The organism is Bradyrhizobium sp. AZCC 1721, from assembly GCF_036924715.1.
Lineage (GTDB): Bacteria > Pseudomonadota > Alphaproteobacteria > Rhizobiales > Xanthobacteraceae > Bradyrhizobium.
Genome location: NZ_JAZHSB010000001.1, coordinates 2,646,660 through 2,660,721 on the forward strand (window position 1 = coordinate 2,646,660; position 14,062 = coordinate 2,660,721).

A 14,062-nucleotide genomic window follows, 5' to 3' on the forward strand; every position below is an offset into this window, starting at 1 on the left:
GGCGTCCGTCCGGTCGGCGCGAAACAATTTCGGTAGGCAACAGTCATGGATCATCGGAGTGTACCGGACCCTGTTCACGGCGTTCCCCTCGACCGCAAGCCTCAGCTTGGAAACGATCTGCCAGGCTCGTGGTGGATGTCCGCGGATTCATGGCCACGCTTCCTGACCCACACGGGAGACAACAGCGCCGGCAATGGCGGCAAAGGTCATTTTGCCGGGAGCCTGATCCATAGCAGCTACGCTGGTTTCGAGCCACTCAACGTGGCATGGCCGGGCGTCCATGCGCCAGCCCTCGCCAATCAGACGAACATCGCCTATTTGGATCAGTCCGCAAGCCAGATCGCGGGAGTTGGCGGTGATGGCGGCAATTGGAACGCCGCATCGGGTGGAAGCGTCGGCGCGCTCGGGCCTGCGGGCTCTGGCGTGATCGCCACCGGTGACAACAGTGCCGGCAATGGTGGCGATGGCTACTTCTCCGGAGCAATGGTGCATGCTCCTGTCGCGGTCTATAACCCGATCAATATTGCGGTGGCGGGTGCCCATGCGACGGCCGACGCTCATCAGACGAACAACGTGGTGTTCGATCAATCCGCGACCCAGATCGCGGGAGTTGGCGGCCATGGCGGCAACGGAAATACCGCATCGGGTGGAAATGTCAGCGCGATTGGGTCTACCGGCTCCGACGCGCTCGGTACCGGCGACAACAACGCCGGCAATGGTGGCGACGGATACGCCTACGGGGGTATCGTTCACGCGACCTTTGCGTTCTACTATCCGATCAACATTGCCGTCGCGGGATATAATTCCACCGCCAATGCCGATCAGACAAACAATGTGGTGTTCGATCAATCCGCTTTTCAGATGGCCGGCGTGGGGGGTGATGGCGGGAACGGTAATCACGCGGTTGGCGGAACTGCAGATATCTTCTCTTCCATCTTCGAGTTAATTGGCTCTGATGTAATAGCGACCGGTAACAACAACGCCGGCAACGGCGGCAACGGCCACTTCTCGGGAAGCATGATCGACATCGACGTGGCGATCTACGCCCCGATCAACATTGCGGTCGCCGGCTACAATTCAACAGCCGAGGCTCATCAGAGCAACAATGTCGTGTTCGACCAGAGCGTGATCCAGATTGCCGGAATCGGTGGCGACGGCGGCCACGGCAATGCTGCGCTTGGCGGCGATTTCGCCATGCATCTGTTGTCGGACCTTCACCTGCTGGATCATGCCTAGAGCCTGTTCCGTTTCGATAGAATCGAAACGCGATTCCAGGTTTTGATTTGACGCGTCTTCCTGGCGCGAACCTCTTCGCTTCACTCGAAAACGCTCGAGCAGCACTGGAGCTGCGCAGATCTCCGCGGCGCGACGCTAGCATTTCGGGCGTACACCGTTGCCACTGGGTGGCATCAGCTTTGGCGGCTAGACCGCGCCAGTCTCCAAATCCAAGATCGTTGCTGTCCACATTGGGACGCACAGTGCGCAAACCAAGTCAGGGAGTCTCACACATGGCAAAGGCATCATTTCCTTCCGACACGATCGTGTTCAAGGCGTCGACCGGCGGCAACAGCGCAGGGAACGGTGGAGACGGTTACAACGAGGGTAACATCATCAGCAACCCGAGTATCCACTTCAACCCGACCAACAAGGCCGAAGGCGCCGACGTCCACGTCAAGAACGGCGATGACGTTTATCAGAAGGCATACTGGGACGCCGAGGGCGCGAATGCGAAGGCGGAGAAGCATTCCAAGGCAGAGGGCGGCAAGGCCGTCTCGAATGGCGACCAGGAATCGGAGAGCGGCCATAACAAGTCCGACGTGGATGCCAACACGAAGGCCTATCAGGAAAACTGGCTCGCTGCGGACCAGAGCCAGACCGTGATGGCCGGTGTCGGCGGCGACGGCGGAGACGAAAACAAGGCGGAAGGTGGAGATATCTACTTCAAGGCCAGCATCGAATCCGCGAACCTGAACGACGTGCTTAACGATTCCAAGTACTTCCATATCGACGATTCAGGCATGTTTAGCTGATCCATGCCTGTGTGGGGTGAGGCCGGCGGCGCAATGCCGCCGGTTCTCAATTCGTCGCGGAGTCGACGAGGAGTGAGCGGAAGGTTCGGACTTCAGATCTGGCGGGACCGCAATGCTGATGCCACCGCTCCAACTGCAGACAATGTCGTCGCCGCGGACGCCGTTGAAGTCGGCGTTGCGGGCCTGCGCGGGGTCGTTCGGACTCGTTTTCGCGTATAGCTGCAGCTACAATCTCCTTCTTCTCGCGCCTTCCATCTACCTGCTTCAGATCTATGATCGCGTGCTGTCGAGCCGCAGCGGCGATACGCTTCTGATGCTGACGCTCATCGTCGCGTTTACCGTCGTGGTCGGCGGAGTGCTGGATGCGCTGCGCCGCGCCGCATTGGGCCGGATGGGTGAGTGGCTTGAAGAAGAACTCCATCCGGCAGCGCTCTCCGCCTGCCTCAAATGCGCCCATGTCGATCGAGCGCGGGCATCGGAAGCCTATCGCGACCTTGCGGTCCTGCGTCAGTTCGCCCAGTCCGGAGCCTGCTCTACGTTGTTTGACGCGCTCTGGACGCCGCTCTTCCTCGGGGTTCTCTTCCTCGTGCATCCCTTGCTCGGGGTGATAGGTGTGCTCAGCGTGCTCTTCCTGCTTGGGCTCGGGCTTGCCGAAGACCGGTTCACGGAAGCACCGCGGGCGCGGTCGGCTGCCGCGGCGACGAGGAGCCAGGGATGGTTCGGCATGGCCGTCGGAAACCTCCACGTGATCAGGGCTATGGGAATGCTCGACGGTACCACGCGCCTGATCCGCCAGACTGCGCAGGATGCGAGGAGCGAGCAAGAGGTGGTCCAGCGCCGCCATGAAACCATCATGCTGATTTCCAAACCCGCGCGAGCGCTGGCGCAGGTCCTGATCATGGGTACTGCCGCCTGGCTCGTCCTGGAACAAAGCCGAAGTCCCGGCATCATCTTTGCCACGACGCTTTTGTTCGGACGCGCGCTCGCGCCCGTTGAAGGGGCGGTTGCAGGCTGGAAGGCATTCGCGATGGCCTTGGCCGCCTACCGCCGGCTCAACGACGTCATGTCCGCTGTCACCACGGTTGCGAACGTCAGAGACCTGCCGGAGAGGCCGAAGGGCAATCTCATTGTCAACAATGTTGGCGTCGCCGTCTCAGGATCGGACTGTTGGATGCTGAAGGACGTCTCATTCAGTCTCGCACCCGGTGAATGCCTGGGCATCATTGGTCCATCTGGCTCCGGCAAATCCACGCTCGGCAGGATCATCACCGGAATCTCCGCGCCGACGGCAGGTTCGGTCCTGCTCGACGGCATCGATATTCTAGCCCTGCACGATTCGCGCGGCGGCGGGCGCCTCGGATATCTGCCGCAGGATATCGATCTGGTCGGAGAAACAGTAAAGGACATCATTGCACGGCTGGACGACGCCGATCTGCAGAAGATCATCGAAGCAGCGAAGCTGGCCGGCCTTCATGAGACGATCATTCGTCTCCCGCAGGCATACGATACGGTCGTCAATGGCGCAGCGGCCAATCTCCCACGTGGATTTCGCCAGCGCCTCGGCCTTGCACGGGCGTTTTTTGGCGACCCGCACCTCGTGGTCCTCGACGAGCCGAACTCCAGCCTGGACAGTCTGGGCGAGCGCATGCTCTTCGACGCCATCGAACGGATGAAGGCGGCCAATACGACTGTGATCATCATCACCCACCGGATAGGGATCCTCGGCGCAACGAACAAGCTTGCCATCATGCAGGGCGGCGCGATCAGCGCATTCGGTGAGAGCAGGGAAATTTTCGAAAGGTGTTTGGCAAGACCTCAAGTTACTTTGCGTGACCCTGTCTCATGAAGAGTTCATTCACTCACGTCGATGTTCGGGAGATTCCACGCTGGCTGAGATCGGCGGCGCTGGCGCTGCGCGGCCGGCTGCGCGGTGTCACCTGGATCAGCATCAAACGTCTTCACCGTCTCTGGGGTCGCCCAAAAATTGCATTCGCTCACGTTGAGATCTGGGAGGTCCCTCGGTGGCTGAGATCGGCGCCGCCGGCGCTTCGCGACCGACTTCGCGGCGTCACCTGGACCGGAAATCTGCTGGTTTGCGGCTTCGTCATCGGTCTCGGTACCTGGTCGACCTATGCACCCCTCGAGAGCGCCGCGATTGCTGTCGGCACCGTCGAATCCGAATCGAGCCGCAAGACGATTCAGCATCTTGAGGGCGGCATCATCAGAGAAATTCTGGTCGCGGACGGTGACGTTGTCCGTGCTGGACAAACGCTGATCTCGTTGGAGGACACCAAGGCCCGTGCCGAAGTCCAGAGCCTGCAAGGCCAGTTGTGGGAGGCGACGGCGCGAGAGGCACGGCTGCAGGCGGAACAGCGCGGAGACGAGCGGGTATCATTTCCGGGCAGGTTGGAGATGGCGCAGATGGCGAGTCCTTCAGTCGCGGATGTCCTTGCGGGTCAGCAAGCCATCTTCGAAACGCGCCGGCAGGTCTTTCAATCGCAAGCGGCCGTAAATCGGGAGAAGCGGTCGCAGGTGGAAAAGGAGATCGAGGGCCTCAGGGCGCAGGAAAGCGCGGCCGCAAGGCGCATCGACATCGTCCGCGAGGAAGCGGCAACGGTGGCCACGCTCGTCAGCAAGGGGCTTGAGCGGCGACCGCGGCTTCTGAACCTCGAGCGAGAGATAGCTGACATCGAAGGACGGCGGGGAGAGATTGTCGCGCAGATATCGCGCGCGGGGCAGGCCATCAACGAATCCGAGGCTGTTCTCCTCAAACTGGAGCACGACCGTCAAAACGAGATCGCGCAGTCGCTGCGCGAGGTACAGAACCAGATCTTTCAGATATGGGAACGACTGCGGGCGGCCGACGACCAACTCTCGCGAACGATGGTCAAGGCGCCCGAGGACGGCGTGGTAACCGACCTGAAGATCCATACGCCAGGCGGCGTTATCGGCGCCGGGGCACCTCTCATGGATCTGGTTCCCCGGCAGGATCGGCTCATCGTGATTGCGCGCGTCAGGCCCGAAGACATCGATGTGGTCCGTCTCGGACTGAGCGCCGAAGTGAATCTCCTGCCCTATAATCAGCGCCGCGTACCACGGCTCCATGGGACTGTGACGCACGTTTCTGCCGATCGTCTAGTCGATAAGCGCACTGACCAGCCGTACTACGCGGCGAAGATTCGAGTTCAGGATCTGGTCGGCGCCGGGATCGATAGTGTCCAGATTATTCCGGGAATGCCGGCCCAGGTATTCATCAAGACGGGTCATGGCACCGTGGCGCTCTACGCTCTCAGGCCTCTGCTCGACAGCTTCCACGGCGCGTTCCGGGAGGACTAATCTACGGCCAGAACTGCGAGCTCGGGCATCTCTCAAGATGATCGCACGCGTGAGGGGTAGAGCGTGATGACTTTTCTTCGAATCGTCATCTCGCTCTAGCTCTTTGATTTGAGCAGGATCTCCGCGCAAACGCGTTCGCGTTTGTCGCGACGGAAAACCGGTTCCCACTTTTCCGGATCATGCTCTAGGCATGACCGTTGGCTCTCCGGCTCCAGCGAACGACCGCCTCGGTGCGGTTATGCGCGGAGCATTTTCGCATGATACGTTGAATATGCATTTTTACGGTGTTTTCCGATAGGTTGAGCCTGACGGCAATCAACTTGTTCGGAAGGCCAAGCTGCAGCGCCTCGAGCACATGTTGTTCGCGCGGCGTAAGGTCGACCATTGCCTTCTCCGGCACAATCCTGGTGTTGCCGTTATCCTCGTTAGTTCCGAACAGCTCGGACGTATCCGGGCATCCCGATATCGTCTTGTGGCTTGTCCCTCCATTTTGCCCAACGATCGGTAACGGTCGGTAGACCCCACCGGCAAGGACCAGGCGTAATCCGGCAATCGCGAGTTCGACCGGGATCGATGTCGGAAAGAAACCGCGCACTCCGCGTTGCATCGCGGCCGAAGCCGTCGCATCGTCGTCGCGGTTCGACAACACGGCAACCGACGCTTTCGGGCAGGTTTCTGCGAGGAAGGCGAGGCTCTCCTCGATCGAAGGATCAGTGATCTGCTTGTGCCCGATATTCAGTGCAATCAAGCGGATGTCTCTGCCGGATAGCCAGTTCAGGTCACTAGTCGTTGCCATCTCGACGATCTCGAATCCAGTGAGTTCTCTCTTGAGGATATTGAGGATGCACGTACGCGCCAGGACATGTTGCTCGATGATCACGAGCACCGGCGAATTTTGTGATACCAAGGCCAGTTCCGCGGGATTAGAAAAATCGTCCATGATGTCCCCGAATTCAGAAATTAGCTGTCACTCCACACGTTTTGATTTCCATTTCCATGGAGCAAATGTGCCCCACCACACTCTTTCGCTCGCAAGAGATCGTCAGAGGACCTTCTGGTCCGTCGCAATAGATCTCTTGGCAGCGGTTCCGTCGTAGGCTAGCTGCTGCAAATATTGCGGTACGCGCTCGCCGCAGCCGACTTGGCGGGGCCATCGACCACGTATGCTTCATCTTCCGTTACGAGATATAGAAACGGCCTGTCTCCGGTATCTTCGCCCGACGCCGTTTTTCCTTTGACACGGCCGCAAATGGTGTCGACGGACTGCCCGAGCGTATTTTTGCGGATGGCCCGTTTCATCTCACCGAACTCGGCGGACGCCGGCTCCTCCAACTTCGCAGCAATCGTGGTCTTCGCCTTGATAATGACCGGATCGGACGTCTGAGCGGGCCGACCAGATGTCGGAGCTTCGACTTTCGCTTCGATCGTGGCGGGCTTCGCCTTTTTCTCAGCGGGTTGAGGCCTGTCGCGGACGTCGGCAACCGACGGCTTTTCCGTCTTCGTCGCGATCGTGGACTTGGCTTTTGTTGTCGCGGAATGGGTCTTGGATGACGCTGGCGCCGGTTCAATCGGCCGGCCGGCGGCCATCCCGTTGAGACAGCCGGACCCACTCGCGTCCGTGCACGCTTCCATGCTTGCTTGCGGCGGTAAAAGGCAGCTACAGCCAACCAGGGTCGCAGCCAGAACACCAATGAGAAGCGTTCTCATGCTAATCCCTCAAAAAAGGGCCTGAGGTCCGCTCGCAATTCTTGCGGCGATCTAAAATGTTGCGCTGGTTGTCTATCATTTGCGCAAAAGTCTTAACTGTTGCTAAACGCCCATCCCGCGCCGCGGCGCTGGGCCCGTGCGCAATGCGGGGGGGTGGGCTCGAATTGGCCTGTCGGCGGCCAATGATCGAACGCGTTTTTGAGCGAAGCAGGGACCGTTCGCGTAAAGAAACGCGTTGAAACAAGAGACTAGAGCCAGTTTTAGCTCAATCAGAACCGATCGGGCTCTACGTCACTGAGATTGGAGCACCTCGCGGCGCGTCGGATGCTTCCGCCACGACGCTCTCATTCAGTTTCTGATTGACGATCTGGACCGTACGGTCGATTTCGGCATTGGGTACGCCAAGCTGATGCGAAATCAGCTTCACCAGCAGGTCGACGCGCTCGATGGAAGGTGCGCCACCAGCGACCGCCCGGGCCGCCGACGAGGGCTTGAGAAGGCTTTCCGCGGCTTTGGCGTACTTCTCGAAAGGGACCTGATCGGTGGGATCGGCGCCCAGACGCTGGGCGATGGCATCGACATGGTCGTAGATCGACTGCGAGAGATTGATATCGCCGTGCACCGCGTCGCGGATCGATTGCGGCTCCTGCGGCGTGATGCAGCGGTAATTCCCCGTCAACAGCATCGACCATTTGGCCAGAGGGACGAACATCGAATCGAACACTTTGAGCTTCACCGGAACGTCCTGGCCATCCACCTTCACCGCATCGACGTCGGCCTCCAGCTCCCGAAGCAGCAAGTTATGTTTCTCATCCGCAAATGACGCTGCCTTGAAGTTTGTCGGCAGGCCGACGTGAAGAACATTCGCCGCCTCTTCCGGTGGACGGAAGGCCTGCGGATCAGGGGAGCAGAGCGACACCAGATCCGGCTCGAACCGTTCCCATACCGCGGCGTTGGTATAGGCCTCCTCCAGCTCCATTTTCGCAAGCGCCGGGATCCGTTTGAGATAGGGCAAGGGCGGCATGTTCATGATCGAAAGGCAAGGCAGCTTCGCCTCGGCGATTTTGATCATCAGAGCCCGGATCGCATGGTTGGTGTATTGCGGCTCCTGCATGGCAAGACCGACCAGATCATAACGGGAAGGATCGACGTCGGCGGGCTCGACCGCGTCCAGGATCCCGGGCAGGTCGCGCGAGAAGATCGGCCGGTGCGCCGCCTCGTCGCGCAGCTTGATGCGAACTTCGGTGCCGTCGCGGTTGATGAGCTCGGCCGTCTTCTTCCGGCACACCAGGGTCACGTTGTGACCCGCCATCAAAAGCTTTGTCGCCAGCAATGAGCCATACGAGGCTCCAAGGATCAGAATGTTGCGCGCCATGCGCCCTCCCACAGATAATGCTTTCCGGCGCGCCACTACTCCGGCGCAAATTTGCGAGCGCCTGCTTTGCGACAGGAGTTAAGCCGAATTGTTCGGTGCGATACCGCCGGCTTCCCTGGGAGTGCGCCCAGGAAATGCCGGCGGAGTTCGAGGCGACCGGTCAGGCCGACGCGACCAGCTTGTAGGGCGTTGCTTCGTCGTCGAACGCGGTCGTGATGTCACGAATGCTGATGACGCCGATCAGGCTGTAATTGTCGATCACCGGCACGTGGCGGATGTGATGCTTGCTCATGAGGTGACGGACATGCTCGAGCGTATCCGCCGAGGTGCAGGAGACGAGCTGCTGCACCGAAATGAATTGCGAGACGCGCATGTTCACGCCGGCGGCGCCATGTTCGGCAATCGCGCGAACCACGTCGCGCTCGGTGAACATGCCGACCGCCGTGTTGCCTTCGGTGCGGACGACATCCTTGACGACAAGCGCGCTGATATTGCCGGAGCGCATCAATTGCGCGGCAATGGCGACGGTCTCGTTCATACGGACCGTTGCGACACGGGCGGCTTTCTTGCGCAGGATATCTCCGACTTGCATGGCAACCTCCTTGGGTGAACTATTGGTTTCAAGTCTGGTATCAAGTCTGGTATACATAATGCCAATTGTCAACACGCGGAGCGTGGAATTCTCGCAGCCAAGATCGAGATAAATAGGCAGTATTATTGACGTTTTTGGAGCGTGCCGTGACATTCCAGGGGAGGGGCCTCGGGTTTTATCGGCCCCATGTGGCGTCAGGTATACCAGAGGTCGCTGGTCGTCAAAAGAAAACGCGCCCACCCGGAGGTGAGCGCGTCTTGTTCTTGCCATGGATCGGTGAGGTCAGGCCGCAATCTGCGACTTGGCGACCACCACCTTGCGCCAGGGCTTGAGCACAGCGATCGCCAGCAGCGAGGCCAGGATGTTCGCGCCGGCCGCTACGATGAACACGGTGTCCCAGGTGCCCGACGACTGCTGCATGTAGTTCGCCACCGGCACCAACAGCGCTGCGGTGCCCTTTGCCGTGTAGAGCAGGCCGGCATTGGTAGCCGCGAACTTCGCGCCGAAGGTGTCCGTGCAGGTCGACGGGAAGAGGGAGTAGATCTCGCCCCAGGCAAAGAACACGAAGCCCGACAGCAGCACGAACCAGACGGGATCGTGGCCCAGCATGTAGAGGCCCCAGATGCCGATGCCTTCCATGCCGAAGGCGATGAACATGGTGTTCTCGCGGCCGATCATGTCCGAGATCCAGCCGAAGAACGGACGCGTCAGGCCGTTGAGGACGCGATCGATGGTGGCTGCGAACGTCACGGCCGTCATCGTCACCGCCATCAGCGTTACCGGCACGCTGTCGACCTTCCAGTCGACGGCGATCGGCTTCAGGTTGGCGGTCACCATCAATCCGCCGGCGCCGACGATCACGAACATGAAATACATCAGCCAGAAGATCGGCTGACGGATCACTTCGGTGGGTTGATAGTTGCGCCGGGTCTGGATCACGTTGCTGTTCTGCACCGTCGGCACCTGTCCCGCTTTCGGCGAGAACATCAGGAAGGCGAGAATGACGATGATGATGCCTTGGCCGAGGCCGAAATAGAGGAAGGTGGTCTGGAAGCCGGAGTCCTTGATCATCGCCTGGATCGGCGCAACCGTCAGCGCCGAGCCTGCGCCGAATCCGGCGGCGGTGATGCCGGCCGCAAGGCCGCGCTTGTCGGGAAACCACTTAAGCGCGTTGCCGACGCAGGTGCCGTACACGCCACCGGCGCCGATGCCTGCGATGATCATGCCGAGATAGAAGCCGTTGAGCGTGGTCGCATGGGCGTTGATCGCCCATCCGATGGCGCAGAGGATGCCGCCGATCAGGACGACGAGGCGCGGGCCGTATTTGTCGACGAACCATCCCTCGACCGGCACCAGCCAGGTCTCGAACAGCACGAACAGCGTAAATGCCCACTGGATCGAGGCGCGATCCCATCCGAATTTCTGCTGGATGTCGGGTACGAAGAACGTCCAACCATATTGGTAGTTCGCGATCATCACCATCGCGGCGACGCCGATGGCCAATTGAGTCCAGCGATAGGCATCGCTCACTCGCGCCTCCGCGACGGGGGCTGCTCCGTGCACTGTATCCGTCATTTTTCCTCCAAAGGGCTGCTGTTCTATCGTTGCCCGACAGCTCGGCGCAAGTGTGGTATATGTTATGCCAGTAGACAAGGGAAAAATTGCATGTGTTCTAAGAATTCCCCCGCGTCGGTGAAAGCTGCACAAACGAAAAGGGCCGCGGGGTTGCGCGGCCCATCGTCGGAAGCGTCTTAAGCTATTGCTTTGCTTAGAGCTTAATCATGCGGTCGCCGCAGATCGCAGGCGGCTATATCCTTCCTGAATGACCGACCAGAACAGTGCGATCAATCCCAGGATCATGATCGTGCTGACGAGTGGATTGGAAAGGAACACTCCAAACGAGCCCTGGGATCCCAGAAGCGATTGGCGGAAGGCCTCTTCGGCCTTGTCGCCGAGCACGATCGCCAGCACCAGCGGGGCGAGGGGATAATTGCACTTCTTGAGCAGATAACCGATCACGCCGAACACCAGCATCAGCATGACGTCAAACGTGCTGCTATGGACCGAATAGGCACCGATTGCGCATAGCACCAGAATAAGGGGTGCGATGATGCTGAAGGGCACGCGCAGGATAGCTGCGAAAATCGGTACGCAGGTGAGCACGACGAGCAGGCCGACAATATTGCCGAGATACATCGAGGCGATCAGGCCCCAGACGAATTCCTTCTGTTCGACAAACAGCATCGGTCCGGGCTGCAGGCCCCAGATCAACAGGCCGCCGAGCAACACTGCTGCCGTCGGAGAGCCCGGCACGCCGAGCGAGAGCATCGGCAACAGGGCCGCTGTACCCGCGGCGTGCGCCGCGGTCTCCGGCGCAACGACGCCTTCGATCTCGCCCTTGCCGAAATTGCTGCCTTTCTTCGCGACGCGCTTGGCAATGCCGTAGCTCATGAACGAGGCTGGCGTTGCACCCGCCGGCGTGATGCCCATCCAGCAGCCGATGAAGCAGGAACGCAGCGAGGTCATCCAATACGCGGGCAGCTCCTTCCAGGTCTGGAGCACCACGCGCAAATTGATCTTGGCGGTGCCGCCGCGGAAGGCCAGCCCTTCTTCCATCGTCAGCAGGATTTCGCCGATGCCGAACAGTCCGATCACGGCGATCAGGAAGTCGAAGCCGTTGAGCAGGTGGGTGACGCCGAAGGTCAACCGCAACTGCCCGGTGATGGAATCAAGTCCGACCGCGGCGAGTGCAAAGCCGATCATCATGGCCGCAATGGTCTTGAACGGCGGTTCCTTGCTCAGGCCCACGAAGCTGCAGAATGCGAGGAAATACACCGCGAACTTTTCCGCAGGCCCGAATTGCAGCGCAAAGCTGGCGACCAGGGGAGCGACCAGCGTGATCATGACCACGGCGAACAGCGCACCGACAAAGGAGGAGGTGAAGGCGGCGGTCAGTGCTTCGCCGGCCTTGCCCTGCTGTGCCATCGGATAGCCGTCGAACGTCGTGGCCACCGACCATGGTTCGCCCGGTATGTTGAAGAGAATCGAGGTGATCGCTCCACCGAACAGCGCGCCCCAGTAAATACAGGACAACATGATGATGGCCGACGTGGGCGACATGCTGAATGTCAGCGGCAGCAGGATGGCGACGCCATTGGCGCCGCCCAGTCCCGGCAGCACCCCGATGATGACACCGAGCACGATGCCGATAACCATCAGCATGATGTTGTACGGCTGCAGCGCGACCGCAAAGCCGTGAAAAAGATTGACGAGTTCTTCCATCCCGATAATCCGATCCTGACTGTGCGTCGTTGTTTACAGGTCGAGCCACTCTTCCAACGGTCCCTTTGGAAGCGGGACCATGAACCAGCGCTCGAAAATCAAATAGGTGACGAGGGGCATGCCGAGTGCCACCGCCAGGACGGTGATCCAGTTGTATTTGCCCAGCCATCGCATGAACCATGCGATGAAAATGGTCGAAGAGACGTACAGCCCGATGAACGGCATGGAGCCGACATAAATGCCGGTGGGAATGACGACGCTGAGAACCTGACGAAGCTGTCCCCACTCCGCGAACAGTCCGTCATTGTCTTCGCGCAGTCCGTGCCACAGATTGATCCCGCTGGAAGCGACGATGAAAAGCCCGATATAGAATGGGAAGAACCCGGCGCGGGGGCCCTCAGCGCCCCAATTGATCCCCGCCTTGAGGCTGCCGGCGATCACGATCACTCCGAACAGAGCGATCAGTAGGGTGACGCCCGCTTCCACGAGCTTGTGGGTCGGGCCGGTGTTGCTCGAACTGCCTGTTGTCATCGAAACTCCATGCGCAATCGAGCCCGCGGAAACCGAGCCCGCCGTCTGCGTTGCTACCCCAATCGATCAGTGCTTCTCGGTCAGTTGCTCGGAGCGAGGAAACCGGCCTCTTTCATCAGAGCCTGATGACGCTTGTCCTCGGCCTCGACCCATTTGGCGTATTCTGCGCCGGTCAGGAAGGTCGTGTTGAATGCGCCGCTCTTCATGAAGTCCTGCCACTCGGGAGTGGCGCGAACTTTCTTGAACAGTTCGACATAATACTCGACCTGGTCCTTGGTGGCCCTGGGCGCCATGAAGATACCGCGCAGCATCAGATATTCCATGTCGAGACCTGCCGACTTGCAGGTCGGAACGTCCTTCCAGCCCTTGCCGTCCGCGATCGGCTCATCGTAGGCCATCGGCTTTGCGTCAAAAACGCAGAGCGGACGCAGCTTGCCGCCGCGCCATTGCGCAACCGCCTCGATCGGATTGTTGACGGTCGAATCGACGTGGTTGCCGACGAGTTGAACGGCGACTTCGCCGCCGCCCTTGTAGGGAATGTAGGTGAACTTGGTGCCGACGGCTTTTTCCACGGCGACAGTGATGATCTGATCTTCCTGCTTCGAGCCGGTGCCGCCCATCTTGATCGAGCCGGCGGGAGCGGCCTTCACGGCATCGATGTACTCCTTCGCCGTCTTGTACGGTTTGTCGGCGTTCACCCACAGCACGAATTCATCCAATGCCAGCATCGCTACGGGCGTGAGATCTTTCCAGCTAAACGGAATTCCGGTGGCAAGCGGAGTGGTGAAGAGATTGGAGAGCGTGATGATGATCTTGTGCGGATTGCCGCCCGATCCCTTGACGTCGAGGAAACCTTCGCCGCCGGCGCCGCCCGACTTGTTGATGACGACCAGCGGCTGCTTCATCAGATTGTGCTTGGTGACGATGCCCTGGATCGTGCGCGCCATCTGGTCGGCGCCGCCGCCTGTGCCGGCGGGGACGATGAATTCAACGGGCCGCACCGGTTCCCACGCCGCAATTGCAGGAGCCGTGACGCTGCCTGCGCACAGCGCTGCAATCGTCCCTAATGCAAGTTGTGTAGAACGCCTCATTTGCTTCACTCCCGTTGAACTGTGGTTACGCCGGTCTTTGCCGGCTTGGTAAGTTCATTCCCGATCAAACGTTTCGGGTCTTCATGCACCCATGATCGTCGCGCCGCAATGGTTGCCT

At 60.0% G+C, this 14,062-nt stretch carries 12 protein-coding genes; 4 read left to right on the plus strand and 8 right to left on the minus strand.

Annotated elements, in window-relative coordinates; translation table 11 throughout:
- Positions 1-135 precede the first annotated feature (135 nt).
- The 4 genes from V1273_RS12495 to V1273_RS12510 all read left to right on the plus strand — a co-directional run bounded on the left by V1273_RS12495 (position 136) and on the right by V1273_RS12510 (position 5,366).
- Positions 136-1,236, plus strand: a complete 1,101-nt coding sequence (locus V1273_RS12495) for a hypothetical protein (protein WP_334409778.1) — start codon at positions 136-138, stop codon at positions 1,234-1,236.
- Between the two features lie 272 nt (positions 1,237-1,508).
- Positions 1,509-2,030 carry a hypothetical protein gene (locus tag V1273_RS12500; protein ID WP_334409779.1) on the plus strand — a complete coding sequence of 174 codons (522 nt, stop codon included), beginning with the start codon at positions 1,509-1,511 and terminating at the stop codon, positions 2,028-2,030.
- A 112-nt stretch (positions 2,031-2,142) separates the two neighbouring features.
- Positions 2,143-3,876, plus strand: coding sequence for a type I secretion system permease/ATPase (locus tag V1273_RS12505; RefSeq protein WP_334409781.1), 1,734 nt, complete (start codon positions 2,143-2,145; stop codon positions 3,874-3,876).
- Between the two features lie 158 nt (positions 3,877-4,034).
- Positions 4,035-5,366: an HlyD family type I secretion periplasmic adaptor subunit gene (locus V1273_RS12510; protein ID WP_442894149.1), complete on the plus strand. Its 1,332-nt coding sequence runs from the start codon at positions 4,035-4,037 to the stop codon at positions 5,364-5,366.
- Between the two features lie 184 nt (positions 5,367-5,550).
- Here the strand turns inward: V1273_RS12510 and V1273_RS12515 are convergent, their stop codons facing one another.
- The 8 genes from V1273_RS12515 to V1273_RS12550 form a co-directional block, all read right to left on the minus strand.
- Complete coding sequence (locus tag V1273_RS12515; protein WP_334409784.1) at positions 5,551-6,306, minus strand: response regulator transcription factor; 756 nt, start codon at positions 6,304-6,306, stop codon at positions 5,551-5,553.
- A 158-nt stretch (positions 6,307-6,464) separates the two neighbouring features.
- On the minus strand, positions 6,465-7,073 hold the full coding sequence (locus V1273_RS12520) for a hypothetical protein (protein WP_334409785.1): 609 nt from the start codon (positions 7,071-7,073) through the stop codon (positions 6,465-6,467).
- Positions 7,074-7,359: 286 nt separating this feature from the next.
- Complete coding sequence (locus V1273_RS12525) at positions 7,360-8,448, minus strand: ketopantoate reductase family protein (RefSeq protein ID WP_334409786.1); 1,089 nt, start codon at positions 8,446-8,448, stop codon at positions 7,360-7,362.
- A 160-nt stretch (positions 8,449-8,608) separates the two neighbouring features.
- A complete protein-coding gene (locus V1273_RS12530; protein ID WP_065748322.1) occupies positions 8,609-9,040 on the minus strand; it encodes a CBS domain-containing protein in 432 nt (143 codons plus the stop codon).
- A gap of 282 nt (positions 9,041-9,322) precedes the next feature.
- Positions 9,323-10,615 carry an oxalate/formate MFS antiporter gene (oxlT, locus tag V1273_RS12535; protein ID WP_334367970.1) on the minus strand — a complete coding sequence of 431 codons (1,293 nt, stop codon included), beginning with the start codon at positions 10,613-10,615 and terminating at the stop codon, positions 9,323-9,325.
- 204 nt (positions 10,616-10,819) lie between these two features.
- Positions 10,820-12,322 (minus strand): tripartite tricarboxylate transporter permease, encoded by a 1,503-nt coding sequence (locus tag V1273_RS12540; protein ID WP_334367971.1) that lies wholly within the window; start codon positions 12,320-12,322, stop codon positions 10,820-10,822.
- Positions 12,323-12,355: 33 nt separating this feature from the next.
- Complete coding sequence (locus tag V1273_RS12545; protein WP_334367972.1) at positions 12,356-12,853, minus strand: tripartite tricarboxylate transporter TctB family protein; 498 nt, start codon at positions 12,851-12,853, stop codon at positions 12,356-12,358.
- A gap of 80 nt (positions 12,854-12,933) precedes the next feature.
- A complete protein-coding gene (locus tag V1273_RS12550; protein WP_334367973.1) occupies positions 12,934-13,944 on the minus strand; it encodes a Bug family tripartite tricarboxylate transporter substrate binding protein in 1,011 nt (336 codons plus the stop codon).
- Positions 13,945-14,062: the final 118 nt, after the last annotated feature.

What these genes read in the sequence shown, in the direction of transcription:
- V1273_RS12525 (WP_334409786.1), bottom strand. Translation starts at nt 8,448, where the DNA reads ATGGCGCGCAACATTCTGATCCTTGGAGCCTCGTATGGCTCATTGCTG.
- V1273_RS12545 (WP_334367972.1), bottom strand. Translation starts at nt 12,853, where the DNA reads ATGACAACAGGCAGTTCGAGCAACACCGGCCCGACCCACAAGCTCGTG.
- V1273_RS12505 (WP_334409781.1), top strand. Translation starts at nt 2,143, where the DNA reads ATGCTGATGCCACCGCTCCAACTGCAGACAATGTCGTCGCCGCGGACG.
- V1273_RS12540 (WP_334367971.1), bottom strand. Translation starts at nt 12,322, where the DNA reads ATGGAAGAACTCGTCAATCTTTTTCACGGCTTTGCGGTCGCGCTGCAG.
- V1273_RS12500 (WP_334409779.1), top strand. Translation starts at nt 1,509, where the DNA reads ATGGCAAAGGCATCATTTCCTTCCGACACGATCGTGTTCAAGGCGTCG.
- V1273_RS12530 (WP_065748322.1), bottom strand. Translation starts at nt 9,040, where the DNA reads ATGCAAGTCGGAGATATCCTGCGCAAGAAAGCCGCCCGTGTCGCAACG.
- V1273_RS12550 (WP_334367973.1), bottom strand. Translation starts at nt 13,944, where the DNA reads ATGAGGCGTTCTACACAACTTGCATTAGGGACGATTGCAGCGCTGTGC.
- V1273_RS12495 (WP_334409778.1), top strand. Translation starts at nt 136, where the DNA reads ATGTCCGCGGATTCATGGCCACGCTTCCTGACCCACACGGGAGACAAC.
- V1273_RS12515 (WP_334409784.1), bottom strand. Translation starts at nt 6,306, where the DNA reads ATGGACGATTTTTCTAATCCCGCGGAACTGGCCTTGGTATCACAAAAT.
- V1273_RS12520 (WP_334409785.1), bottom strand. Translation starts at nt 7,073, where the DNA reads ATGAGAACGCTTCTCATTGGTGTTCTGGCTGCGACCCTGGTTGGCTGT.
- oxlT (WP_334367970.1), bottom strand. Translation starts at nt 10,615, where the DNA reads ATGACGGATACAGTGCACGGAGCAGCCCCCGTCGCGGAGGCGCGAGTG.